This is a genomic window from Enterobacter sp. Ag1 (genome assembly GCA_000277545.1).
Taxonomy (GTDB): domain Bacteria; phylum Pseudomonadota; class Gammaproteobacteria; order Enterobacterales; family Enterobacteriaceae; genus Cedecea.
Genome location: AKXM01000055.1, coordinates 201,769 through 227,163 on the forward strand (window position 1 = coordinate 201,769; position 25,395 = coordinate 227,163).

A 25,395-nucleotide genomic window follows, 5' to 3' on the forward strand; every position below is an offset into this window, starting at 1 on the left:
GGTGAACCGGCCGGAATGCGTTATCATTAACGATTCACTGAGCGGGCGATTCGGCTGTAGGTATGCCTGACTCCTCTGATAGCTATCCCGTAGGCGAAAATATTTTCTGGCAGCGCGATCCCCATATAACCGGTATCGCCAATATGATGCAGGTCGGCACCGGCCATTTTGCTCATCAAGGCTATCTGGCGAACGGTATCCCGATCGGCACCTTCCTGAGAGGTACCAATAGCCGTCATTGCCATCATGCCGGCCGAGTGTGCGCAGCGAATTAGTGAGCTGGCTGCCTCAATACTCATGCCCGGTACAGTACCCGGGGCTGGGATCAGCGCAATATCAACGCCCTGGCGCGCAAATTCATGGAGATCGCTTTCATTTATAATGGCTGTACCGCTTTCCTGAACCACGCCCGCACCGTGCATTTTTCCACTGATAATGACGGCCTCGTCGCCAATGGCACTGCGGATTTTTCCTGCCGACTGAGCCAGAGCCATATTGCTGACGCCATTGTTTGGGTTACCAGTAAGAACTAAAATTTTTGCCCCCATCTTTACCAATTTGCGGGCATTCTCAGGTGTCGCCGCACGGCCTGGCTTCATTTTCCATAACTCATCATGTTCCGTGGCAAACCGTGGATCGACGGCTTCGAGATTGACGCCAATTACGCGGCCGGTTAGCTGTTGGAGCACATGTAAGGTCTGTGCCGGATCAATATCACCCGGCATACCCTGTATCAAAGGTTGTTGGCAGTCGAACATATTGATCAGCAGAATATCGGCACCCTGAGAGGCTGCAAGTTCAGCATTCGTGATGTTCGCGAGCAGAGGTTGAGTGATGGCGATGGTTTCACTGACCATGACCCGACCCTCGCTAGCGCGGATAGCGTGAAGTAGCTGCGGTTTGGTGAGCGCAGCCAGCTCAGAAGCGCTGCAGTCGAGTAAACGTTTCGATGTCATCATAGATTTCCTCATTGGCGCAGTAGTTAACGAAATCCTCCTGCGTTCTGCAGGGTATTTGTGTGGGAAAAAAACGGTATTTCACCGTAATAAACGTTCCTGCATAAAAACCATTTGCAAATTCAAATGTTCACTATGTACCGGTTGTGTACCACTTGTGTACCATAATGGTAATGAGGGGAATTTTCATACTTATTTTGTCTTTTTTGTGATCTTGTACGGCTCTTTAGATCGCCAGAACGATCAAAAATCACGTCGTTGATATCTGTGTTGTTAATAAGTGGTATAGTTGAATCGCTACCTGGCAAACTGGACGTAAAGAGAATGAAGTTGTTGCAACCTGCTGATTTAAAAATCGATGGTTCAAATGCCATGCCGCTGTATCTGCAACTGGCGAATGAGATCCAGCGCGTGATTGATGAAGGTCAGCTTCGCCCTGGAGATGCATTGCCTTCAGAGCGCACGCTGATGGAGGCGTTAGGTATTTCTCGGGGGACCACCAGAAAAGCTATTGAGCAGCTTATCGAGGATCGAAGCCTTGTCCGAAATCCTGGCTCTGGGACCTATGTTGCTCCTCACGTCCGCCAGTCATTAGTCCAGCTGGAGAGCTTCAGTGAAATAGCCTTTGCCAGCGGGGGGGAGGCACAAAGCGAATTGGTGGGCTATGTTCGTCGAGCTGCGACTGAAAAAGAACAACAATTTTTACAGCTCGCAGAAAGTCATAAAGATATTGTCGAGCTGACGCGCCTGCGTAAAATTAGTGGCACCGTCGTTTCGGTGCAGAGGGCAATATTACCCGCGCCGTTGCTGAATAAAATCAACGAATTGAATGAATCTCTCTATCGCTATCTTGAGGAAAAAGGCGTCCCGGTGTTATCAGCCACCCAAAAATTTAGCGCAGTTGCCGCAGATAAGCACTTGGCCTATTACCTGAATATCTCGGAACGCGATCCTATATTATTGGTCACCCGTATCGGGTATAGCCATAATAATATTCCCGTGGAATATACGCAGACATGGTGTCTGAACGAATATTACGATTTCAAAATTGAGCTCAAAACGACAGGTAAATAATCCATCAGGAAAATAAAGTGCTACCCATTAGCGCCAGCATAATGTTATTTTTTTTAAAATTACCTGATGAATAAATATTATTTATCCAGAAGGGGATTTTATTATTCAGATTATGTTTTTGTATTCAGAATAACTAGCGTCGAGCATGTGGCTTGCCGATTAGATGAGTGGCGGCTCGCAGATGTGAGCAGGGATAAACCTGAGAGTGTGTTGCACCCTCTCAGGTTAGAAGAATAGCTAATATAGATCAGGCTAATAACCGGGTACGAAAGGCCATCATTTATAATGAATACAGGAGTTATCAGCCTGGGAACCACTGAGTACTGATCTTCTGGTAAGTCCCGTCCGCTTTAATCGCCGCCAGCGCGTCGTTCAGCTTCTTCAGCAGTGCCTGATTATCCGGGCGAACCGCAATCCCTAAACCGGTGCCAAAGTACTGTGAGTCGGTCACATGCTTGCCCACGGTGCCCAGCTGCGGATTGGTCTTCAGCCATTCGTTCACCACGGCGGTATCGCCAAACACGCCATCAATACGGCCATTTTTCAGGTCAATAATCGCGTTCTGGTAACTGTCGTAGGAGACGGTTTTGATCTCAGGATGTTTATCCTGCAGGTATTTCTGGTGCGTGGTGCCGTTTTCCATCCCGATACGTTTGCCTTTGAGATCGTCCAGCGAAGCAAACTGGCCTTTTTTCGCAATCACCACCGCCGAGTTGGCGTAGTAAGGGTTGGTAAAGGCGACCTGTTTGGCACGCTCAGGTGTGATATCCATCCCGGAAATCACCGCGTCGTATTTACGAAACTTCAGGGAAGGGATCAGGCTGTCAAATGCGTGGTTGGTGAAGGTACATTCTGCCTGCATTTGTTTGCATAATGCTTTGGCCAGATCGATATCGAAACCGACGATCTGATTGCTGGCGTCCAGAGATTCAAAAGGAGGATAGGTTGCCGAAGAGCCGAAGTTGATTTTCTCCGCTGCGGCCGCGCTGAATGCGGTTGTAGCGAACATGGCGGCTAACAGTAACTTTTTCATGCGTGTTGCTCCTGTCTGTCAATATTGTTTTAAGTCGCCGTTTCCCGGCGTCAAACCACCATGCCAAAGAGTGAATTTATATGCAATAAAAATGTATATTTATAATTAAATGGGCGTAAAAAAAGCGGGTTGCCCCGCTTTGTCTGTTAGCTTGTCTAGCTGCGGTGTTCAAAGGCCAGTGCCCGTCGTTCAATCAGGCGCATCAGCAACGTAAGCAGCCCGTTGACGATGAGGTAGACCAGACCGGCTGCGCCGAAAACCGCCACATCATAGGTGCGGCCATACAGAAGCTGCCCGTAGCCCATCACTTCCATCAGCGTAATGGTGTAGGCCAGCGAGGTGCTCTTGAACACCAGCACGACTTCGTTCGAGTAAGAAGAGAGTGCGCGCTTGAAGGCGTACGGCAACAGGATGGCCAGCGTATCTTTCTTGCTCATCCCTAAGGCGCTGCAGGACTGCCACTGACCTTCCGGTATAGCGCGAATTGCCCCGTAAAACAGCTGCGTGGTGTACGCGGCGCTGTTCAGAGAGAGCGCAATCAACGCGCACAGCCACGGTTCGGAAAGCAGATGCCACAGCACCGGATAATGCTGAAGCGACGGGAACTGCCCTGGACCGTAGTAAATCAGGAAGATCTGCACCAGCAGCGGCGTGCCGGTAAACAGCGTGATGTAGGCGCGCACAATATGCACCAGCCCCGGCGTTTTCAGCGTCAGAACAATGGTGAACAGCAGCGACAGCACGAGCGCAACGGCAATGGAAGCGGCGGTGAGCGTCAGGCTGGTGTGCAGACCCTTCATCAGCTCCGGTAAATACTCGAGCATCAGCCAGGTCTCCGTTCAAAGCGCGTGGCGCGCAGGTCAATGCGCTTCAGGATGTACTGACTCAGCAGGGTGATGACCAGATAAATCGCCGCCGCAATCACGTACCAGGTAAACGGCTCCTGGGTGCGCGTGGCGATACTTTTGGTTTGCAGCATCAGGTCATTCACGCTGATAAGCGACACCAGCGCGGTGTCTTTCAGCAGCACCAGCCACTGGTTACCGAGGCCCGGCAGCGCGTGACGCCACATCTGCGGCATGACCAGCCGGAAGAAAATCGCAGTTTTGGATAAACCCAGCGCCTGGCCCGATTCCCACTGCCCAACCGGCACCGCTTTCAGCGCGCCGCGCAGCGTCTGTGACGCGTAGGCGGAATAGAGCAGGGAGAGGGCAATCACGCCGCAGAGAAACGGGCTGACGTCAAAGTTCTCAATCTCCATTTTGACCGGGATCGCGGTAAAACCGAGGTTGAGGGTGAAGCCATCAGAGAGTATCAGCAGCAGCTGGGAGGAGCCGAAGTAGATAAACAGCACCACCAGGATTTCAGGCAGGCCGCGGAAAAGCGTGACTACCCCGGAGCCTATCCATGCCACCGGGCGCCATTTGGCGGATTCCCAGACGGCAAAAATCATCGCCAGCACGAGGCCGACGATGAGGGCACAAACAGCAAGGCCGACGGTCATCCCGGCGGCGCTTGCTAATGGAAACAATTCGTTCATCGAGTCGATTACTTCTGGAACCATTTGTCGTAGATGGCTTTGTAGGTGCCATCTTGTTTCACTTTATCCAGCGCGGCGTTGAATTTGCTCTGCAGGTCAGTGTTGCCCTGGCGCAGGGCGATGCCGAGGCCGGTGCCGAAGTAATCTTTGTCGGTCACTTTGTCACCCACGGCAACCAGTTCAGGGCTGGCTTTCAGCCACTCGGTCACCACGGCAGTGTCGCCGAAGACCGCGTCGATACGACCGTTCTGCAGATCCAGCTTAGCGTTCTGGTAGCTGTCGTAAGGCACGGTGGTGATTTCCGGGTGTTTGTCGGTGATGTATTTCTGGTGGGTGGTGCCGTTCTGGATGCCCACTTTTTTGCCTTTCAGCGCGGCAATATCAGCGTACTTACCCTTCACGCCAACGAACAGCGCGGAGTTGTCATAGTAAGGTTTAGTGAACAGTACCTGTTTTTCACGCTCAGGGGTGATGTCCATCCCCGCCATTACCGCGTCAATACGGCGGAATTTCAGGCTTGGGATCAGGCTGTCGAAGGCCTGGTTGGTGAAGGTACAGGTGGCATCGATCTGCTTGCACAGGGCGTTAGCGAGATCAACGTCAAAACCGACGATCTTGTTGTTGGCGTCGATAGACTCAAACGGAGGGTAAGAGGCTTCGGTAGCAAAACGGATAGTCTGTGCGGCGGTAGCAGAAAGGCTCAGAGTGGCTAAAAGAGTGGCCAGCAAAACTTTTTTCATTGTCGTTTTCCCGTTCAACATCAGTGAGAGAGATAGAATTTAAACGCATCGGTTTGCGGGTTAGCAAAGCAGCTGGCATCACCTTGTTCGATGATGTGGCCGTTTTCCATATACACCACGCGGCTGGCGGTTTTACGCGCCACTTCTACTTCATGGGTCACGATGACCTGAGTAATGTTGGTTTCCGCCAGTTCGCGGATAATGCTGACGATCTGCGCGGTGATTTCCGGATCAAGAGCGGCGGTAGGCTCATCAAACAGCAGAATCTGCGGCTCCATCATCAGGGCGCGGGCAATGGCAACACGCTGCTGCTGGCCACCGGAAAGGTGCAGCGGATAGCGGTCCATGTAGGGCTTCAGGCGCAGGCGTTCAAGCAGTTTATCGGCGCGTTCACGCGCCCGATCTTTGCTTAATCCGAGCACGCGGCACGGCGCTTCAATCAGGTTTTGCAGCACGGTTAAATGCGGCCACAGATTGTATTGCTGGAAGACCATACCGACGTTCTGGCGCAGATCGCGAATCGCTTTGTCGCTGGGGGCTTTGGCGAAGTCGAAAGTCGTGCCCGCAATGCTCAGCTTACCGGAACGCGGCATCTCAAGCAGGTTAAGGACGCGTAGCAGAGAGCTCTTGCCGGCGCCGCTCGGGCCCAGCAATACCAGCGTCTCGCCCTGCGGGCAATGTAGTGTGATATCGAACAGCGCCTGATGGGCACCGTAAAAGCAATTAATGCTGTCTAGTTGAATACTCATGCGCTGAAGTTGAATAGCAATTGAGGCCGCAAAGGGTACCTTTAACAGAATAGTTATGCAATCTTTGTGCGTTAAAACTTATAAGCAACCACTTACCTTGCCTAAAATTAGCACAAAATAGCGAGGCGGGTGGTGGCTAAGTATAAAAAACCGGGATCCCTGAATATACCAGACTATTTACAGGGGTTACGTTTCTTCCACCCGCATAGCGTAAGCATAAATTGCCGCTATTTGCCTTCAACTGCCTGACGCAGCGTGCCGGTTGGCGCATGGCTCGCCGCGCCGAGGTAACGCACATCGTCCACCGCCCAGCATTGGCCTTCACGGACCATCAACACTTCATCTTTCCAGGTCTGGCTGCCGCGGGTCAGCTCGACGCGCAGAGGAATATTTCGCGCATCGGTATTCGGGATAGTTGACGCCGAAGTCACGCTGGCTTTGTCAGGGCCTTCAGACTGGCTGGAGAAGATATCGCTGCGGGTAAACGCGCTTTGCGCCGCCGGAGAGGTGCTGGATTTTTGCAGAAGCTGGAACAGGGAATCGCTCAGATAGGGGCGCAGCGCGGCAACGGAACTCAGGCCTTCGCCCTTGTGCGCGATACGGTAATCATAGAACTGCTGAGCGACGTCATCCGGGCCGCCGCTGACGCAGGGGCCGCTGCGGGTGCCGATGTCTTTGAAGGCCGGGGTGACGGTGGTACAGGCCGACAACACCAGGGCACAGGGGAGAAGAGCCAAAGCCGAGCTGCGCATTTTTATTTCCTTATTTTCTCAGGAGGACTACCTTAGCATAGCGTATTGGCTCAAAATCGCGTGGCGATTGCCGGGCTAACATGTTGATGGCAAAGAGAGGAGAACGTGATGCAGTTTACAACGACGCCAGGCCTGGAAGGCCACACCATTACTGAATATTGCGGCGTAGTGACCGGGGAAGCTATCCTGGGTGCCAATATTTTCCGCGATTTTTTCGCCGGGGTTCGCGATATCGTCGGCGGCCGCTCGGGGGCTTATGAAAAAGAGTTACGCAAAGCGCGGGACATCGCATTTCGTGAAATTCAGGAACAGGCCGAAAGCCTGGGCGCTAACGCCGTGGTCGGGATTGATATCGACTATGAAACCGTCGGCAAGGACGGCAGTATGCTGATGGTTTGCGTCAGCGGGACGGCGGTGAAAACGCGCAAATGAAAACCAGGATCTTAGCGCTTGCCCTGGCGCTGTTACTGGCGGGCTGCGCCGGGCAAAAAGGGATTGTCGATCGAGGCAGCTATAAAGTGGACACCCTGCATCAGGCTCAGGCCGCTTATCCGCGGGTGAAAATTCTGGTGATCCATTACACGGCGGATGATTTTTCAAGTTCGCTTTCCACGTTGACCGATCGTAACGTCAGCGCCCACTATCTTGTTCCCGCCGAGCCGCCGCTGTCCGGCGGGAAACCCGTTGTCTGGCAGTTGGTGCCGGAAGAGCAGCTGGCCTGGCATGCCGGGGTCAGTTTCTGGCGAGGGGCTACGCGGATTAACGACACGTCCGTAGGTATTGAGCTGGAAAACCAGGGCTATACCCGGGTTGGCGGTGTTCAGCGCTTTTACCCCTTCAGCCAGCCGCAGATTGCGGTGCTTGAGGATTTAGCGAAGCAGATTATTGCGCGCTATAACATCGCGCCGCAGAACGTGGTCGCTCATGGGGATATCGCGCCGCAGCGCAAGGTTGATCCTGGCCCGCTGTTCCCCTGGAAGCAATTTGCGGAAAAAGGGATTGGCGCATGGCCGGACGCCGCTAGAGTGGCGTTTTATCTTAACGGCCGCGGCCCGCTGCAGCCCGTGGATAAATCCGAGCTGCTGGATGTGCTTTCCCGGTATGGCTACGAAGTGCTGCCGGGCATGACTGAGGCGCAGCAGAAAAGAGTGATTACCGCCTTCCAGATGCACTTCCGCCCGGCCAACTACAGCGGCGAGGCGGATGCGGAAAGCCTGGCGATCGCCGAGGCATTACTGGAGAAATACGGCCAGGGTTAGCCCCGGTGCAGCGTGCCGTGATCTTTCAACCACAGCGCGGTACGGCGAATGCCTTCATCAAGGGTGACGATAGGCTGATAGCCCAGCTCCGTTTCCGCACGCGTGGTGTCCAGCGTTAAATCGAAGTTCAGCTTGGAGACGCCGTAGTGCGTGAGCACCGGCTCTTTGGCAGACTTATTGCCAAAGTGCTCCAGGCTGCGGGCGATGATATCCAGCATCGGGTACGGCACCGAGCGAATGCGGCATTTAATGCCCAGCTCGTCGATCAGCTTCTGCACGATGGTCCGCAGCGGGCGGGCTTCCATGTTGGTGATGTTGTAGGCGCGGCCAGAAGGTAAATTCTGTTTCTGTGTCGCCAGCCACATCGCGTGTACCGCGTTTTCCAGATAGGTCATATCCACCAGCGCATCGCCGCCGCGCGGCAGCAGCACGCTGCCGTAGTGGCGCATCATCTGCACAAGGCGCGGGAAAAACACTTTGTCGTGCGGCCCAAACAGGCTTTGCGGGCGCAGAATGGTAAAACGGGTGTTCGGGTTGGCCTGCGCCAGCAGCTGAATCACCTCTTCGCTGGCGGCTTTGCTGCGGGCAAATTCGTTGGCGAAGCGCACCGGGCGAAAATCTTCGCTGATGTTGCGGTGGTGGTGGTAGTCGAAGTAGAGCGACGGCGACGAGATATGAATAAAGTCACGCACGCCCCAGGCCACGGCCCATTCGCCCAGACGGCGTGTGGCGCGGACGTTGGCGAGGTCGAAGGCTTGCTGGGTTCCCCACGGCGAGGTGAAGCTGGAGCAGTGCCAGAGCGTGTCGACGTCCGCAAGCATCACTTTCGCCTGGGAAGAGACCAGCTCCGTCAGGTCGGCATGGACAAATTCAGCGCCCATTTTCTGCAGCAGTTTGCCCATCGCTTCGTTGCGCCCGGTGGCCCGAACGCTGATGCCTCTGGCGCGTAAATACTCGACCGCGTTTCGGCCTAAACCGCTGGTGGCGCCCGTGACCAGTACCTTCATGTGACCAACTCGTTATGTTTTGGATTAACGCTGCGCATTTTTCCGTGAAACGGCAGCGCATGCAATGGGAATACTGAAAGATTAGGAGCTAACTTCTCTTTTTGATCGAGTTTTGTTCCGCTAAATGAACAATTCGCCGCGCCATTCCCCTAAAGATAAATAAATGGGCGGGGATCATCGCCAGCCAGTAGATCAAACCGGCGCAGCCGTGAGGATGCCACCAGGCTCTGACGTCCAGCCGACGCTGCTTGCCATCATCCTGCAAGGTGAACGACAGCCGCCCCAGGCCTGGGGCCTTCATACCAAACAGCAGCGTTAGCTCTTTTTCTGGTTCAGCGATAATCACTCTCCAGCTATCGACGGTGTCGCCCACTTCCAGCGTGGCTTTATCAGGCCGCCCTTTAGCAAGCCGATGCCCGACCAGCAAATCCATCAGCGCCCGGGTTTTCCACAGCGCATTGCCAAAAAAGTAGCCTTCTTTACCGCCTAGCTGGTTGATCACCTGCCAGAGCGAAGAGAGTGAGGCCTGGGTGGCCAGCGTGCAGCCCGCCTGTTTAGCAAAAAAACCGTAGTCAGGTCGCCAGCGGGCAAACGCCTGGGCATCGTAGCCCCAGTCCTGGGAGTTGGCGAGCCGGTGTTCGTTGGCCAGCGTCAGGCGCACGGCGTCGTCAAAGCTGATGAGCTGCTGCGGGATGCGTTCGCGCAGGCTACGGTCATCCGCCAGCAAATCGTGTTCCAGACCCTGAATCAGCGCCTTAGCAATACCGGGCGGCACCGAGGTAATGACATTCAGAAACCACACGGAAATCCAGCTGGTGGGGAGTGGCACGGGGATCAGCGGGCGGCGGCGGCCGCTGATAGCCATAAAGCGCTCGAACTGCTGCTGATAGCTCAGAACTTCCGGTCCGGCGGCTTCAAACAGGCGATGTTCTGTGGCCGGCTGGTCCAGCAGTGCGACGAGGTAGTGCAGCAGATTATCCAAAGCAATGGGTGAAGTACGGGAGCGAACCCAGCGCGGCGGCGTCAGCACCGGCAGGTTGTACACCATATCCCGCATGACTTCGAAGGCCGCCGAGCCAGCGCCAACAATAATCCCCGCGCGCAGTTCTGTGACAGGCACGCCGGAATCTCGCAGGATATCCGCGGTGATTTGCCGGGCTTTCAGGTGCTTTGAATGCGTTTGCCCGCTTTTGGCCTGCAAAGAGCTAAGGAAAATGACCTGCTTGACCGGATGTTCGGTCAGCGCGTCGCGCATGTTCAGCGCCGCCTGGCGTTCGAACTCCATAAAATTATCGCCGTCGCCCATGCTGTGGATCAGATAGTAGACGGTATCCGCCCCTTCGAGCAGGGCACCCAGGCGGTGCGGCCAGTGCAAATCTACGTGCCGGCACTCTACGCCTGGCCAGGGCTGTTTTTTTAGCCAGTCAATGCGACGGGCTGCGGCGGTGACGTGATGTCCCGCCGCCACGAGTAACGGCACCAGATGCTGGCCAATGTAGCCGCTGGCGCCGAGGACCACTATCCTTTGAGGTTCTGCCATCGTCCCTGAGTCCCGTTAGTTTTGCAGGAAGCTGCGCCAGTGGGCGACGACTTCAGCCAGCTGGCTGCGGGTGACGTCCAGATGGGTGACCAGCCGAGTTGCCGGACCTGCGCTGAGGATGATGCCGCGCTCACGCATGTAGGGCCCTAAATCTTCTGCTTCTTCCGCCGTCATGCGCACAAAGACCATGTTGGTGTCCTGACGCATCACATCGACGCCGATTTCGCGCAGCTCGCCTGCCAGCCAGTGGGCGTTGTCGTGGTCTTCTTTCAGCCGCCCGACGTTATTTTTCAGCGCATACAGGCCTGCCGCCGCCAGAATACCGGCCTGACGCATACCGCCGCCGGTCATCTTGCGCCAGCGTACAGCGCGCTTGATGTACTCTTTACTGCCCACCAGCAGGGATCCCACCGGCGTGCCAAGACCTTTCGACAGGCAAATGGTGAAGCTGTCGCAGTAGCGAGTAATTTCTTCCAACTGGCAGCCGTAGGACACCACGGCGTTAAAAATACGCGCGCCGTCTACGTGCAGCGCCAGATTGTGCTTGCGGGTGAATTCCCAGGCCTGCTGGAGATATTCGCGCGGCAGCACTTTGCCGTTATGGGTGTTTTCAAGGCTCAGCAATTTAGTGCGGGCGAAGTGAATGTCGTCCGGTTTAATTTTTGCCGCTACTTTATCCAGCGGCAGCGTGCCGTCACGATCCGCTTCAATGGGCTGAGGCTGAATGCTGCCCAGCACCGCTGCGCCGCCAGCTTCGTAGAGGTAGTTATGTGCGGCCTGGCCAACGATGTACTCTTCGCCGCGCTCGCAGTGGCTGAGCAAAGCTACGAGGTTGGCCTGCGTGCCGGTAGGTAAAAACAGGGCAGCTTCTTTCCCGCTGATTTTTGCCGCGTATGCCTGAAGCTCGTTAACAGTGGGGTCATCGCCGTAAACATCATCCCCGGTCGGGGCGGCCATCATTTGCTCCAGCATGGCGCGGGAAGGGCGGGTAACGGTATCGCTGCGTAAATCGATCATGACGGGTCCTTTATCGAGAGGCTGCGCCCGGACGGTTATCCGGGCGCCTGAGGCAACCTTCTTTTTTACCGGAACCAGTTGGTTTTCGCCAGCTCGATCACTTCATCTCCTCGCCCGCTGATGATGGCGCGCAGCATATACAGGCTGAACCCCTTGGCCTGCTCCAGCTTGATCTGCGGCGGGATAGCCAGCTCGTCTTTGGCGACGACAACATCGACCAGCACCGGGCCATCGGTGCTGAAGGCTCGTTCCAGCGCAGCGTTCAGCTCCTCAGGTTTTTCAACGCGGATGCCGGTAATGCCGCAGGCCTCGGCGATACGGGCAAAGTTGGTGTCGTGCAGTTCGGTACCATCGGTGAGGTAGCCCCCGGCTTTCATCTCCATCGCCACGAAACCGAGCACGCTGTTGTTGAACACCACGATTTTAATCGGCAACTTCATTTGTGCTACGGACAGGAAGTCGCCCATCAGCATGCTGAAGCCGCCGTCGCCGCACATCGCCACCACCTGGCGATCGGGCGCGGTGGCTTTGGCGCCCAGCGCCTGCGGCATGGCGTTAGCCATTGAGCCGTGGTTAAACGAGCCCAGCAGGCGGCGTTTGCCGTTCATTTTCAGGTAGCGCGCGGCCCAGACGGTGGGCGTGCCTACGTCGCAGGTGAAAATGGCATCATCGGCGGCGTAATGGCTTATTTGCTGCGCCAGATATTGCGGGTGAATTTGCTTGCCTTCCGAGGGGTTGGCCAGTTCATCCAGCCCTTCACGCGCTTTGCGATAATCCTCCAGCGCTTTGTCGAGGAAGCTGCGATTGGTTTTCTCCTCCAGCATCGGCAGCAGGGCGGACAGCGTGGCTTTGATATCGCCCACCAGCGCCATGTCGACCTTGCTGTGCGCGCCTATGCTGCCGGGGTTGATATCAATCTGGATAATTTTTGCGTCCGTCGGGTAGAACGCGCGGTAGGGGAACTGGGTGCCGAGCAGGACCAGCGTGTCGGCGTTCATCATCGTGTGGAAGCCGGATGAGAAGCCTATTAATCCGGTCATGCCAACGTCGTAAGGGTTGTCGTACTCAACGTGTTCTTTGCCACGCAGGGCGTGAACAATGGGCGCTTTCAGGGTTGCCGCCAGCTGCACCAGCTCAGTATGTGCCCCAGCGCAGCCGCTGCCGCACATTAGGGCGATATTGTCGTTGTAACGCAGAAGTTGGGCGAGTTTTTTAAGCTCATCGTGAGGGGGAACCACGATGGGCGGCGGTGCAGGATACCAGTGCGTCGTGGCATGCTCTGGCGCGGGTTTGAGCGCCACGTCGCCGGGCAGTACCACCACGGAAACGCCCCGGTTCAGAATGGCTTTGCGCATGGCAATCGCCAATACCTGCGGGATCTGCTCCGGGTTAGAAACCAGTTCGCAATAGTGGCTGCATTCGCGGAAAAGCTCTTCGGGATGCGTTTCCTGGAAGTAGCCGCTGCCAATTTCGCTGGAGGGAATATGGGCTGCAATGGCGAGAACGGGCACGTGATTGCGGTGGCAATCGTACAGGCCGTTAATCAGGTGCAGGTTACCTGGGCCGCATGAACCGGCGCAGACAGCAAGCTCGCCGGTGAGATGCGCTTCGGCCCCGGCGGCGAAAGCGGCCACTTCTTCATGGCGAGTTGGCATCCATTTAATCGTGCCCATCCGGTTGAGGCTGTCGCTGAGGCCGTTCAGCGAATCGCCGGTGACGCCCCAGATACGTTTCACGCCCGCGCTCTCAAGGGTTTTGGCCAGCCAGGCCGCTACGGATTGTTTCATCGGTTTTCCTTGTCCAGTGTGATAGCGCTTACAAGCTTAGTTCAATTCTGCGTAACGGCAGGGAATGGCCCCCCTAAAATTGGGGCTATTTGTTAGCAAATATTAAGCGTAAATTATTCTCGTTATCATTTTAAAAGGGTGGCAATTCATATGGTTACTAAATTGTTAAATGCAGTGAATGGCGCGCTAAACAAAGACGATCTGGGAAAATTGTTACTGCGTCTGGCGGTAGGCGGCCTGATGCTGTTTCACGGCCTGCACAAGCTGTTTGGCGGCGTGGACGGGATTAAGGGAATGCTGGCGGCGCATGGTATCCCGGAGTTTGTCGCCTATGGCGTGCTGCTGGGTGAGGTGCTTGCCCCGCTGCTGATTATTTTAGGGATCCTCACTCGCCTGTCCGCGCTTGGGCTGGCGTGCACGATGATTGTGGCCTGGCTGCTGGTGGGCGTGGGGGAAACCTTCATGCTGGATAAAACCGGGGCCTGGGGCGTTGAAAGCCTGATGTACTTTTTCCTCGGCGCGCTGGCGATAGTCTTTTGCGGCGCAGGGCGTTACGCGTTTGGCAAGTCGGCCTGGCGGTAGAAAAAGAAAAGGCACCGTGAAGGTGCCTGTTTAGATCAGGCGAGCACCAGGTCGCTCTGTGGATGGCAGGAGCAGGCCAGCACGTAGCCGCTGGCAATTTCTTCTTCCGTCAGTGTAATGGTGCTGGAGACGGTATAGTCGCCAGAAACCACTTTTGTTTTACAGCAGCCGCAAACTCCGGCGCGGCAGGCGGCATTCACCGGCACGCTGTTGCTCTCCAGCGCGGCAAGCAGCGTGCTGCCCACCGGTGAGTAGAACTCACGCATCGGCTGGAGCGTGGTGAACTTCAGGCCGCCCGCTGAGGGTGCAGCGGCTGGCGTGAAGAACACTTCCCGATAAAACGCCGCGACTCCCAGCGCTTTCACTTCTTTCTCAACCATGTCCATATAAGGCGCAGGCCCGCAGGTCATAACCGTCCGGCTGGCGATATCCGGCACCGCGGCCAGGATCTCGCGAGTCAGTCGCCCGGCGATAAAGCCGTGGGTGGCGTTGTTTTCTGCCACCAGCGTGACCGGGTAATGCCGCCATTCGTCAGCAAAAATCACGTCCTGCGGGGAGCGCACGTTGTAGATGACCTGCACGTCCACTTGCGGGCGGTATTTTGCCAGCCAGCGGCGCATGGCCATAATCGGCGTGACGCCGCAGCCCGCCGCCAGCAGCAGATAGCGCTCCGACACGATGTTTTCACAGCTGAACTCGCCCTGGGCTTCAGACAGCCACAGGTAGTCGCCGATTTTCACTTCTCCGGTCAGCCACTCTGAGCCCGCGCCGCCGTCGATGCGCCGTACCGTCAGCGTGATGAACTCACTCAGACCCGGAGTGGAAGAGATCGTATAGGCCCGCAGCGTCTCGCTGCCGTTGCGAATGCTCACCAGGGCATATTGCCCGGCTTTGTAGGGATAGAAGTCGTGGTTGATCAGCGACAGCGTCCAGACATCCGGCGTTTCCTGGTGAATATGGTGTACCTGCATACGGTGCGGGCACAGCGGCGTTGGCATGGTCATGGCTGCTCCTTACGCGCTCATTAACTGTTGGATGTCTTGCTCAACGGTGGTGATGGCGCGCAGGCCAAATTTCTCGTTCAGCACCGCCAGCAGGTTTGGCGTCAGGAAGCCCGGTGCGGTCGGACCGGTCACGATGTTAGTCACGCCGAGCGACAGCAGCGTGAGCAGAATTACAATCGCCTTTTGCTCAAACCAGGAGAGCACGAGGCTCAGCGGCAGGTCGTTCACGCCGCAGCCCAGTTTCTCGGCGAGGGTGACCGCCAGAATGATCGCTGAATATGCATCGTTGCACTGGCCGGCATCCACCAGGCGCGGCAGCCCTTCGATGTTGCCGAAATCCAGCTTGTTGAAGCGGTATTTACCGCAGGCCAGGGTCAGGATTAGGCAGTCCTGCGGCACGCTGGTGGCGAAGTCGGTGAAGTAATTACGTTCTCCGCGTGCGCCGTCGCAGCCGCCGACCAGGAAGATGTGGCGAAGTTTTTCGCGGCTAACCAGATCGATGAGCGTGTCTGCCGCACCCAGTAACGTCTGGCGGCCAAAGCCGACGGTGATCAGGTGTTCGATTTCGCTGTACGGGAAACCGGCCATTTGCTGGGCCTGGGTAATCACCGGGCTAAAATTGTCGCCTTCGAGGTGGCTGACGCCCGGCCAGCCGACGATGCTGCGGGTCCAAATTCGGTCATCGTACGAGCCCACGGTTGGGTCGATGATGCAGTTGGAAGTCATGACAATAGGGCCTGGGAAGCGGGCGAATTCCGTTTGCTGGTTCTGCCAGCCGCTGCCGTAGTTGCCGACCAGGTGTTTGAATTTCCGCAGTTCTGGATAGCCGTGCGCCGGGAGCATTTCACCGTGAGTGTAGACGTTCACGCCGGTGCCTTCGGTTTGCTCGAGCAAGTTATAGAGATCTTTCAGGTCATGGCCGGAAATCAGGATGCACTTCCCGGCGACCGGGCGTACGTTAACCTGGGTTGGGGTTGGATGGCCGTATTTGCCGGTTTCCCCCTGATCCAGAATGCTCATTACTTTGAAGTTCATCTGGCCGATTTCCATGGAACAGTCCAGCAGCGCGCCCATATCCGCAGGCCAGGTGCCGAGCCACGCCATGATGTTGTGGTACTGGGCGTAAATATCGTTGTCGTACTGGCCCAGCACATGTGCGTGTTCCATATAAGCGGCGGCGCCTTTCATGCCGTACAGGCACAGCAGGCGCAGGCCGAGAATATCTTCGCCAATGTCGGCTTTGTCACGATTTGGCGTGAATTCAGCGGCCTGGCGCTGAAGTTCACCGAGGTCACTGCTGACCAACTGAAGCTCTGCCATCGGGTGAGTGACGATGGCCGCAGGATCGACAGCCAGCGTACGGATTTTCAGATCTTCGCGCATGGCAATGGCATCTCGGGCATAGCCAACGATGCGGCCGGAGTCGAAGTTCACGTTGGTCAGCGTTGAGAAGAAGGCGCGGGGAGCAAAGTTATCAATTTCGTGGTCGATAATACCGCGTTCGCGTGCGGCAACGGCCCAGGCGGACAGCCCCTGCAACGTCGCGATCAGCAGATCCTGTAGATCGGAAGTCTGGGCCGTTTTACCGCAGACGCCCTGGGCATAGGCGCAGCCGTCGCCGGCCGGGGTACGAATGGTCTGTTCACACTGCACACAAAACATGATGTCACCTTAAAGTTATATTTTAAATGCATGTTTAAGGTTAGGCTCCGGCTCAACAGGTTAAAAGGACTTTTTGGTGCAACTTAAAGGGAGATTGATATAGCTCAACTTTGGCGGCAGCAGGCTACCGCCAGAGAGGTATCAGGCGGCGAAGAAGGCAATGAGCAGCGGGGTCAGCAGGCTAAGAATAAATCCGTGCACAATGGCGGCAGGCACGATTTCCACACCGCCGCTGCGCTGCAGCACCGGCAGGGTAAAGTCCATCGAGGTGGCGCCACAAAGGCCCAGAGCCGTTGAGCGGCTGCGGCGCACCAAAGCCGGGATAAGCATAATAGCCAGTAATTCCCGCACCAGATCGTTAAAGAAGGTTGCGCTGCCAATCACCGGCCCGTAGGACTCGGTCATCAGGATCCCGGACAGCGAATACCAGCCGAACCCAGAGGCCATAGCCAGACCTATTTTTATCGGCAGGCCAAGCAGTAGGGCGTTGATCGCCCCGGCGACCATTGAGCTGAAAACGACCACAATGGCGACAATAATGCCGCGACGGTTGAGAACGATTTGCCGGAAGGTCATGCCGCTGTTGCGAAGCTGGATCCCGACCAGCAGCAGCAGGAAAATGAGCGTATATTCGCTGGCCTCTGTGGCGTATTTAAGCACCTCAAATCCGGTCAGCCCCAGCAGGAAGCCCAAAGCCACTACCCCGCAAAGCTGTAAGGACTCCAGGGCCATCGCCAGGCGCGAGGGGAGTTTTTCCTGTTTGTGCTGATGCCGCCACGGGAGAGCACGTTCCAGCAGCAAGAGGCCGGCGATGTTACACAGCAGGATCACCCCGACGCTTATCACCGAGTAATGCAGGATAGTCAGCAGGTTGCTGGCGAGATTATCGAGGAACGCCAGGCTAATGCCCATCAGGAAGAGGATCACGTAAACAATCCAGCCCAGCAGGCGGTGAATCAGCCTGAGCAGGTGGATTTGTTTCAGCGGAATCAGGTAACCGACGAGCAACGGCACCAGGATAATAAGTAATCCTGACAGCATGGGAGGGACAGTCCTTGTAGTTAAAATGTTACGACGGATGTCACACTACCGAAAGAAAGGAATTGAGTCGAGTAGGGGCGAAGAAAAAGGTTTATGCGGGGAAAAGAAAACGGCAGGCTTACCCGAGTAAGCCTGCCTCGGGGCCTAGCTGCGTTTTTCCAGCAGGGTGCGGTAAATAATACCGCCCAGAATCCCGCCAATAATAGGCATCACCCAGAAAAGCCACAGTTGATCCAGCGCCCAGCCGCCCTGGAAAATAGCCACTGCGGTACTGCGCGCAGGGTTTACTGAGGTGTTGGTAACCGGAATACTAATTAAGTGAATTAAGGTTAATGCCAGGCCAATGGCTATTGGCGCAAAACCCGGTGTAGCAAATTTGTCCGTTGCACCGTGAATAACAATCAAGAATCCACAGGTTAATACGATTTCAATCACAATGGCGGACAGCATGGAATATCCACCCGGAGAATGTTCGCCGTAGCCGTTAGAAGCAAAACCGCTGGCTGCGGCATCAAAGCCTGCTTTACCGCTGGCGATTAAATAAAGGATAGCGGCAGCGACAATCCCGCCAATCACCTGGGCAATAATATAGCCAATCACTTCTTTAGCCGGGAAGCGGCCACCGGCCCAGAGGCCAAGTGTGACGGCCGGGTTAAAGTGACCACCGGAAATATGGCCGACGGCAAAAGCCATGGTCAGCACGGTTAAACCAAATGCCAGCGCGACGCCGACAAAGCCAATGCCTAATTCCGGGAATGCTGCCGCTAATACTGCGCTACCACAGCCACCAAATACCAGCCAGAATGTCCCGAAGAACTCGGCTGCTAATTTTCTAAACATAACCACCTCTGATAAAAGCCAGAAACAATGCAAGGTTCACGCGCTAAATCACATGACCCTGACTGTCGCTAATTCACCGTCATCAAGTGAATGACGAAAGTAATATTAAATGCGCGTTAATATTAGGTATTTCGCCATTTCGCCACCAGTACAATAAATTCTAGTTTTTTGATTTAGGGCAATGAGGTGTTATTCCTTTTCTGAGGAGAGGTAGCAGAAGTATAGGTTATCTTTGAATGAAGTAAGAATATTCCGGATAATAAAAAAATACGCCTCAGCACGAATTGATTATGGTAAAGGCGGCGTGCGTTTATCGCGTAACGCTTTGACATTGTGTGGTTACATTGCCTTCCGGGTTGCCGCTATACTCGAAAAGGACGCTGGATGAAAGCGGATGCACAGGAGGCGGTATGTTTCTCGAGCGAGTTGAGATGGTTGGTTTTCGCGGTATTAACCGTTTGTCGTTAATGCTTGAGCAAAACAACGTGCTGATTGGCGAAAATGCCTGGGGTAAATCCAGCCTGTTAGATGCGCTGACTTTGCTACTTTCCCCGCACCGGGAGCTGTACCATTTTGTTCGCGAAGATTTCTATTTTCCCCCCGGCGAGCTGCATGGCCGTGAAAGTCACCTGCAAATCATCCTGACCTTCCGCGAGGCGGCGCCTGGCCATCATTTAGGGCGGCGGTATCGTAACCTTTCCCCGGTTTGGGTGGCGGGGAACGACGGCTTCCATCGTATTTATTACCGTCTGGAAGGAGAGCTTGGGGATGAAGGGACGGTTTTAACGCTGCGAAGCTTTCTCAATGCCCACGGCCAGCCGCTGGCGCTGGACGAAATTGACGACATGGCGATGAATATCACGCGGCTGAACCCGGTGCTGCGCCTCAGAGATGCCCGATTCATGCGGCGGCTGCGCAACGGAAGCATGCCCGAAATGCCGGAAACGGAGCTGACCGCGCGCCAGCTGGATTTCCTGGCGCGAGAGCTGGTATCAAGGCCGCAAAACCTCACCGATGCGCAGCTGCGGCAAGGGCTGTCGGCCATGGTACAGCTGCTTGAACACTATTTCTCTGAGCAGGGCGCGATAGCGCACCAGCGCCTGATGCGGCGGCGTTCTCATGATGAGCAACGCAGCTGGCGCTATCTGGATGTGATCAACCGGATGATCGACAAGCCAGGCAGCCGTTCGCACCGCATGATCCTGCTGGGCATGTTTTCCACGTTGCTACAGGCGAAGGGCAGCATTGCGCTCGACAGGGACGCTCGCCCCCTGCTGCTGGTGGAAGATCCTGAAACTCGGCTGCATCCTATTATGCTGTCTGTCGCCTGGCACCTGCTGAATCTGCTGCCGCTACAAAAAATTACCACGACCAATTCCGGAGAGCTGCTCTCTCTGACGCCGGTAGAACAGGTTTGCCGGCTGGTGCGTGAATCCTCCCGAGTGGCCGCGTGGCGGCTTGGACCGGGCGGTATGAACGCGGAAGAGAGCCGGAGAATTGCTTTCCACATTCGTTTTAATCGCGCGTCGTCACTCTTTGCCCGCTGTTGGCTGCTGGTGGAAGGCGAGACCGAAGTGTGGGTGATGAACGAACTGGCGCGCCAGTGTGGGCACCATTTTGATGCCGAAGGCGTGAAGGTCATCGAGTTTGCACAATCTGGCCTGCGCCCGCTGATTAAGTTCGCTCGCCGGATGGGCATTGAATGGCATGTGCTGGTGGATGGGGATGATGCCGGTAAAAAATATGCGGCAACCGTACGCGGCTTGCTGGACAATGACCGGGATCAGGAGCGCGATCATCTTACAGCGCTGCCTGCGCTGGATATGGAACACTTTATGTATCGGCAGGGATTTTCGGATGTGTTTCATCGCGTGGCTCAGTTGCCCGAAAATGTGCCGATGAATTTGCGCAGGATTATTACGAAAGCTATTCATCGTTCGTCAAAGCCGGATTTAGCTATCGAAGTGGCTCTGGAGGCGGGGCGTCGCGGCGTGGATGCGGTTCCGCCGCTGTTTCGTAAAATGTTTTCTCGGGTACTTTGGCTGGCGCGTGGCCGGGCGGATTAGCGCCCGGCTGGAAATGCAGATCTAGAAATGACCGTTGATGCTGTTCATCATGCCGTCGAGCAATTCATAACGGCGGCGATATTCTGCACGTTTTTTGCTGGCAATGTCTTCCAGCGGTTTGCGTTCCACGTTGGATGGCAGGGCAAACAGGCCGTCGGCGCGAGGTTCACCGCTCATAGACTGCCAGAAACTGTCATAGTCCGCATGTAGACTGTCTTTTTTCTTCTTCTCGTAGCGCCATGAACGGTAAATATGCGTACCGTTGCCGACGGCCAGAATGCGCTCTGCGTCGAGAAGCTTCGCCAGTTCACAGGCAACCTCAAGCAGCATGCGTTTCGGGAACAGCCCGTGGCAAGCCTTTGTGGCAGCCTGAATGGCTTCATGAGGCACCCAGGTTTTGGCTCCCTGCAGGCAGCCAATAAAGAAGGTGTTCTTGCCTTCAAACTGGTTGAGAGTAAAGGTCATACGCGCCAGGGGAACGCCCTCTTCATTACAGAAGTTCAGGAAGGCTTCGCCTTCTTTACCTTCAATATCGTGAGAGGTGAGATCGATAAACATCAGCTCGTTGTTTTTACCCACCAGCGTGGCCAGGCGGTAACCTTCTGCAGAGAAATGCCCGTTAAGCATTTTTTTCGGCATTTTCTCGGCAATTTTCTGGTAGTGGTAAGCGATAGTATCCCGCGTATGCTTGCGTTTTAGCGGCAGCGCAAGGTAAGGGCGATGCAGGCGGCAAGGCAGACCAGGCTGAGCGTTCAGCATGCTGGCAAGATGAGGCTGGCTTGCGAGGTTGTTCATCAGGCTGACGGTGTGCAAAGGCATCGCCAGTGAGCGTAAAATAAACTTGCGGCGGTAAGCCTTCTTGCCCCAGGATGCTCCCGGCTGCCATTCCCCCGTCGCGAGGGAAAGGAAGAGTTTCCAGCCTGTTTGAGGCAGGGCTTCGGTAACATGCGCGGCAGCGATCTGGGACATAATAACAACCTGATATTCGGGAAAGATGGCACTATTTCAGCACGCCGGATGTCAACCGACGTTCAATAACTGTTACATATCTTCACATTGTGCAGTTTGTTTAAGAACCGTTTAATCATGCGCTAGCTATTTCAGGATTTATATGAAAATTAAGGGAAAATTTAAAAAACGTTATTGGCTTTACGCGCTGCTGGTGGTGATATTTTTCCTCTGGCTTTGGCAGTTTTTGCATGTGCCAGCCCCACAATATCAAACGATGATCGTGCGTAAGGCTTCGCTTCAACAAAGCGTTCTGGCCACCGGAAAGCTCGATGCCGTGCGCAAAGTTGACGTCGGGGCGCAGGTGAGCGGGCAGTTAAAAACGCTGTCAGTTAGCATCGGCGATAAAGTAAAAAAAGATCAGCTTTTGGGGGTTATCGATCCCGAACAGGCAGAAAACCAGGTCAAAGAGGTTGAGGCCACGCTGATGGAGCTGCGTGCCCAGCGTATGCAGTCCGAAGCTGAAAGTAAGCTTGCCGCGGTGACACTTTCCCGCCAGCAGACGCTGGCAAAAACTCAGGCGGTGTCCCGCCAGGATCTTGATAAAGCGGCAACCGATTTGGCGGTAAAACAGGCTCAGATTGGCACCATTGACGCCCAAATTAAGCGCAATCAGGCTTCTTTGAGCACCGCGAAAACTAACCTCGAGTTCACCCGTATCGTCGCGCCAATGGCGGGGGAAGTGACGCAGATAACGACGCTGCAGGGGCAAACCGTGATTGCGGCGCAGCAGGCGCCAAATATTCTGACGCTGGCGGATTTAAGCACGGTGCTGGTGAAAGCGCAGGTCTCTGAAGCCGATGTTATCCATCTCAAACCGGGCCTGAAAGCCTGGTTTACAGTACTTGGCGACCCGATGACGCGCTATGAAGGCGTGCTGAAAGATATCCTGCCGACGCCAGACAAAGTCAATGAGGCCATTTTCTATAATGCGCGTTTTGAGGTGCCGAATCCGAAGGGCATTCTGCGCCTGGATATGACCGCTCAGGTGCATATTCAACTCGGCAGCGTAAAAGATGTACTGACGATTCCGCTGGCCGCGCTGGGCGAACCGATCGGTGATAATCGCTATAACATCACGGTGTTGCGCAACGGGGAAACCAAAACCCGTGAAATAACTATCGGGATGCGAAACGACACCCAGGTTCAGGTCGTTAATGGGCTGGAAGAAGGCGAAGAGGTGGTGACTGGTCGCGCCAATGCCGGGAGTAGCAAATGACGGCGCTGCTTGAATTAAAGGACATTCGCCGCAGCTATCCTTCTGGTGAAGAGCAGGTTGAGGTCCTGAAGGGCATCAGCCTGACGATTGAAGCCGGGGAAATGGTGGCGATTGTCGGTGCGTCCGGTTCCGGTAAATCGACGCTAATGAACATCCTCGGTTGCCTGGATAAACCTAGCAGCGGCAGTTATAAGGTCGCGGGCGTGGATGTGTCGGGGCTGGATAACGATGCGCTGGCGACGCTGCGTCGCGAGCATTTCGGTTTTATCTTCCAGCGTTATCACCTGCTTTCTCATCTGAATGCTTCGCAAAATGTTGAAGTCCCAGCGGTGTACGCCGGGACAACGAGAGCCCAGCGTCAGCGGCGGGCGCATGAGTTGCTTGGGCGTTTGGGGCTAAAGGAGCGGGTGGAATATCTGCCGTCACAACTTTCGGGCGGGCAGCAGCAGCGCGTCAGTATCGCCCGTGCGTTAATGAACGGCGGGCAGGTGATTCTGGCGGATGAACCCACGGGTGCGCTGGACAGTCATTCCGGCGAAGAAGTGATGGCCACGCTGAAGCAACTGCGCGAGCGCGGGCATACGGTGATTATTGTGACTCACGATCCGGCCGTGGCGGCGCAGGCTCAGCGTATTATTGAAATTCGCGACGGAGAAATTATCAGTAATCCTCCGCCGGTTCATCAGCCTGCGGCGCGCATGGTTGAAAATCAAACGCTGCGAAGCGGTTCGTCGATACAGCAAGTCATCAGCAGTTTCCGCGAGGCGCTCGGCATGGCCTGGCTGGCGATGGCCGCGAACAAGATGCGCACGCTGCTGACTATGCTTGGCATTATTATTGGCATTGCCTCGGTGGTCTCCATTGTCGTGGTGGGCGATGCCGCCAAGCAGATGGTGCTGGAGGATATTCGCTCCATCGGCACCAATACGATCGATGTCTACCCCGGTAAAGATTTTGGTGATGACAATCCGCAGTTCCAGCAGGCATTAAAATATGATGATTTGCTGGCTATCGGCCAGCAGCCTTGGGTAAGTTCGGCCACGCCTTCTATTTCCAGCAATTTACGCCTTCGCTACGGCAACGTGGATGCGGCGGCCAGCGTCAATGGCGTCAGCGGCGACTATTTTGATGTTTACGGTATGACTATGAGCCAGGGCGCAAGCTTTAACGACGAGCAGATGAAGGGTCGTGCTCAGGTTGTGGTGCTGGACGCCAATAGCAAAAGGCAGCTTTTCCCGAACAAAAGTGATGTTGTCGGGGAAGTTGTGCTGGTGGGGAATATGCCGGCCACGGTGATTGGCGTGGCGGAAGAGAAACAGTCGATGTTCGGCAGCAGCAAAGTGCTGCGCGTCTGGCTGCCTTATAACACGATGGCCGGGCGCGTGATGGGGCAAAGCTGGCTCAACTCAATAACCGTACGTGTTAAAGAAGGGTACGACAGCCACGAAGCCGAGCAGCAGCTTAATCGCCTGCTGTCGCTGCGTCATGGCAAGAAAGACTTTTTCACCTATAACATGGACGGGCTGTTGAAAACGGCGGAAAAGACCACACGTACTCTTCAGATGTTCCTGACGCTGGTAGCGGTTATTTCGCTGTTGGTTGGGGGGATTGGGGTCATGAATATTATGCTGGTGTCGGTCACTGAACGTACCAAAGAGATCGGTATCCGTATGGCGGTGGGCGCCCGAGCCAGCGATGTACTGCAGCAGTTTTTAATTGAGGCGGTGCTGGTTTGCCTGGTCGGTGGCGCGCTGGGGATATCGCTGTCGCTGGTTATCGCGTTCACGCTGCAGCTGGTGCTGCCGGGCTGGCAGATAGGTTTCTCGCCGGTGGCGCTGCTGACCGCGTTTGGCTGCTCTACGGCCACGGGGGTGCTTTTTGGCTGGTTGCCGGCCAGAAACGCGGCGCGCCTGAACCCCATCGATGCACTAGCTCGTGAGTAATCCCGGCGGTTGGTCATAAAAATGCCAGCCTTATGGGCTGGCATTTTATTTGCGGGATGTACACAATTAATGGGGAACTACGCGACCGCTTCCGCCTCGTGGGGAACGATCAGGCTGGCATGGTTGCCTTTAGGTCCCTGATGCACATCAAACCTGACAAGCTGTCCGGCTTTTAACGTTCTGTACCCGTCCATTTGAATGGTTGAGTAGTGAGCGAAGATGTCTTCGCCGCCGCCTTCCGGGCAGATGAAACCGAACCCTTTGGCGTTATTGAACCATTTAACAGTACCCGTCTCCATGCTTCGACATCCTTCGTAACTCTTAATAGTGAGATGGAATCAACCGGTGGGTAAGGGCGGGCTGTTCAAAACCTCGCCAACTCACCCCGCTACAATGTAGATATTTTATACACTGCGTCAAGCGTCTGGCGGGGCAGGTAAGGCAACAATGAGTCAAAAATTTGAAGCAGTTAACGCTATTGCTATTAATGTGATGTAGCTCGCTTACGGAGATTCGTTACGGGATCGAATACGTTGTCATACGTTTGCGAAAAGCGTATTACACTCAATATAAGGC

24 protein-coding genes are annotated in these 25,395 nt (G+C 55.3%); 7 read left to right on the plus strand and 17 right to left on the minus strand.

Annotated elements, in window-relative coordinates; translation table 11 throughout:
- Positions 1-26: 26 nt before the first annotated feature.
- Entirely contained in the window at positions 27-956 is a 930-nt protein-coding gene (locus A936_RS20240; protein WP_008461070.1) for a DUF7916 family protein, read from the minus strand.
- 324 nt (positions 957-1,280) lie between these two features.
- Between A936_RS20240 and A936_RS20245 the strand changes: the two genes are divergently transcribed.
- Positions 1,281-2,030, plus strand: coding sequence for a GntR family transcriptional regulator (locus A936_RS20245; protein ID WP_008461071.1), 750 nt, complete (start codon positions 1,281-1,283; stop codon positions 2,028-2,030).
- Between the two features lie 301 nt (positions 2,031-2,331).
- Here A936_RS20245 and artJ (A936_RS20250) read toward each other — a convergent pair whose 3' ends face one another.
- From artJ (A936_RS20250) to A936_RS20275, 6 genes are all read right to left on the minus strand, one after another.
- Positions 2,332-3,063 (minus strand): arginine ABC transporter substrate-binding protein ArtJ, encoded by a 732-nt coding sequence (gene artJ, locus A936_RS20250; RefSeq protein ID WP_008461072.1) that lies wholly within the window; start codon positions 3,061-3,063, stop codon positions 2,332-2,334.
- Positions 3,064-3,218: 155 nt separating this feature from the next.
- Positions 3,219-3,887 (minus strand): arginine ABC transporter permease ArtM, encoded by a 669-nt coding sequence (gene artM / locus A936_RS20255; RefSeq protein ID WP_008461074.1) that lies wholly within the window; start codon positions 3,885-3,887, stop codon positions 3,219-3,221.
- Complete coding sequence (gene artQ, locus A936_RS20260) at positions 3,887-4,603, minus strand: arginine ABC transporter permease ArtQ (protein WP_008461075.1); 717 nt, start codon at positions 4,601-4,603, stop codon at positions 3,887-3,889. Before artQ ends, artM begins: the two co-directional genes overlap by 1 nt.
- 8 nt (positions 4,604-4,611) lie before the next feature.
- Complete coding sequence (gene artJ / locus A936_RS20265) at positions 4,612-5,343, minus strand: arginine ABC transporter substrate-binding protein (protein ID WP_008461077.1); 732 nt, start codon at positions 5,341-5,343, stop codon at positions 4,612-4,614.
- A gap of 20 nt (positions 5,344-5,363) precedes the next feature.
- Positions 5,364-6,092: an arginine ABC transporter ATP-binding protein ArtP gene (gene artP / locus A936_RS20270; protein WP_008461079.1), complete on the minus strand. Its 729-nt coding sequence runs from the start codon at positions 6,090-6,092 to the stop codon at positions 5,364-5,366.
- Between the two features lie 227 nt (positions 6,093-6,319).
- Positions 6,320-6,844, minus strand: a complete 525-nt coding sequence (locus tag A936_RS20275; RefSeq protein ID WP_008461081.1) for a lipoprotein — start codon at positions 6,842-6,844, stop codon at positions 6,320-6,322.
- 108 nt (positions 6,845-6,952) lie between these two features.
- On the opposite strand from A936_RS20275, the gene A936_RS20280 reads away from it, so the two are divergent.
- Both A936_RS20280 and A936_RS20285 read left to right on the plus strand, forming a co-directional pair.
- Positions 6,953-7,276 carry a heavy metal-binding domain-containing protein gene (locus tag A936_RS20280; protein WP_008461083.1) on the plus strand — a complete coding sequence of 108 codons (324 nt, stop codon included), beginning with the start codon at positions 6,953-6,955 and terminating at the stop codon, positions 7,274-7,276.
- The gene (locus A936_RS20285; protein WP_008461084.1) at positions 7,273-8,103 is read left to right on the plus strand and encodes an N-acetylmuramoyl-L-alanine amidase; all 831 of its coding nucleotides are present in this window, start codon (positions 7,273-7,275) and stop codon (positions 8,101-8,103) included. Before A936_RS20280 ends, A936_RS20285 begins: the two co-directional genes overlap by 4 nt.
- Here the strand turns inward: A936_RS20285 and A936_RS20290 are convergent.
- From A936_RS20290 to poxB, 4 genes are all read right to left on the minus strand, one after another.
- Positions 8,100-9,110 (minus strand): 3-beta-hydroxysteroid dehydrogenase, encoded by a 1,011-nt coding sequence (locus A936_RS20290; RefSeq protein WP_008461085.1) that lies wholly within the window; start codon positions 9,108-9,110, stop codon positions 8,100-8,102. The genes A936_RS20285 and A936_RS20290 overlap by 4 nt on opposite strands.
- 88 nt (positions 9,111-9,198) lie before the next feature.
- Complete coding sequence (locus A936_RS20295) at positions 9,199-10,650, minus strand: SDR family oxidoreductase (protein WP_034810039.1); 1,452 nt, start codon at positions 10,648-10,650, stop codon at positions 9,199-9,201.
- A 15-nt stretch (positions 10,651-10,665) separates the two neighbouring features.
- Positions 10,666-11,667: a low-specificity L-threonine aldolase gene (ltaE, locus tag A936_RS20300; RefSeq protein WP_008461087.1), complete on the minus strand. Its 1,002-nt coding sequence runs from the start codon at positions 11,665-11,667 to the stop codon at positions 10,666-10,668.
- Positions 11,668-11,732: 65 nt separating this feature from the next.
- Positions 11,733-13,454, minus strand: a complete 1,722-nt coding sequence (gene poxB / locus A936_RS20305) for a ubiquinone-dependent pyruvate dehydrogenase (protein WP_008461088.1) — start codon at positions 13,452-13,454, stop codon at positions 11,733-11,735.
- Between the two features lie 150 nt (positions 13,455-13,604).
- Here poxB and A936_RS20310 point away from each other — a divergent pair, with 150 nt between their 5' ends.
- Positions 13,605-14,036 (plus strand): DoxX family protein, encoded by a 432-nt coding sequence (locus A936_RS20310; protein ID WP_008461090.1) that lies wholly within the window; start codon positions 13,605-13,607, stop codon positions 14,034-14,036.
- A gap of 35 nt (positions 14,037-14,071) precedes the next feature.
- On the opposite strand, the gene hcr is transcribed toward A936_RS20310, so the two are convergent.
- From hcr to aqpZ, 4 genes are all read right to left on the minus strand, one after another.
- Positions 14,072-15,040 carry an NADH oxidoreductase gene (gene hcr / locus A936_RS20315; protein ID WP_008461091.1) on the minus strand — a complete coding sequence of 323 codons (969 nt, stop codon included), beginning with the start codon at positions 15,038-15,040 and terminating at the stop codon, positions 14,072-14,074.
- A 9-nt stretch (positions 15,041-15,049) separates the two neighbouring features.
- Positions 15,050-16,702: a hydroxylamine reductase gene (hcp, locus tag A936_RS20320; protein ID WP_008461093.1), complete on the minus strand. Its 1,653-nt coding sequence runs from the start codon at positions 16,700-16,702 to the stop codon at positions 15,050-15,052.
- Positions 16,703-16,843: 141 nt separating this feature from the next.
- Complete coding sequence (locus A936_RS20325; protein WP_008461095.1) at positions 16,844-17,743, minus strand: LysO family transporter; 900 nt, start codon at positions 17,741-17,743, stop codon at positions 16,844-16,846.
- A 144-nt stretch (positions 17,744-17,887) separates the two neighbouring features.
- On the minus strand, positions 17,888-18,583 hold the full coding sequence (aqpZ, locus tag A936_RS20330; protein WP_008461097.1) for an aquaporin Z: 696 nt from the start codon (positions 18,581-18,583) through the stop codon (positions 17,888-17,890).
- 410 nt (positions 18,584-18,993) lie between these two features.
- Here aqpZ and A936_RS20335 point away from each other — a divergent pair, with 410 nt between their 5' ends.
- Positions 18,994-20,649 carry an ATP-dependent endonuclease gene (locus tag A936_RS20335; RefSeq protein ID WP_008461098.1) on the plus strand — a complete coding sequence of 552 codons (1,656 nt, stop codon included), beginning with the start codon at positions 18,994-18,996 and terminating at the stop codon, positions 20,647-20,649.
- Positions 20,650-20,670: 21 nt separating this feature from the next.
- On the opposite strand, the gene A936_RS20340 is transcribed toward A936_RS20335, so the two are convergent.
- A complete protein-coding gene (locus tag A936_RS20340) occupies positions 20,671-21,618 on the minus strand; it encodes a VirK/YbjX family protein (RefSeq protein WP_008461099.1) in 948 nt (315 codons plus the stop codon).
- A gap of 142 nt (positions 21,619-21,760) precedes the next feature.
- Between A936_RS20340 and macA the strand changes: the two genes are divergently transcribed.
- Together macA and macB are read left to right on the plus strand one after the other, a co-directional pair.
- Positions 21,761-22,876, plus strand: a complete 1,116-nt coding sequence (macA, locus tag A936_RS20345) for a macrolide transporter subunit MacA (protein WP_008461100.1) — start codon at positions 21,761-21,763, stop codon at positions 22,874-22,876.
- On the plus strand, positions 22,873-24,819 hold the full coding sequence (gene macB, locus A936_RS20350) for a macrolide ABC transporter ATP-binding protein/permease MacB (RefSeq protein WP_008461101.1): 1,947 nt from the start codon (positions 22,873-22,875) through the stop codon (positions 24,817-24,819). The genes macA and macB overlap by 4 nt, the downstream gene beginning before the upstream one ends.
- A gap of 77 nt (positions 24,820-24,896) precedes the next feature.
- On the opposite strand, the gene cspD is transcribed toward macB, so the two are convergent.
- The gene (cspD, locus tag A936_RS20355) at positions 24,897-25,118 is read right to left on the minus strand and encodes a cold shock-like protein CspD (protein WP_008461102.1); all 222 of its coding nucleotides are present in this window, start codon (positions 25,116-25,118) and stop codon (positions 24,897-24,899) included.
- Positions 25,119-25,395 lie beyond the last annotated feature (277 nt).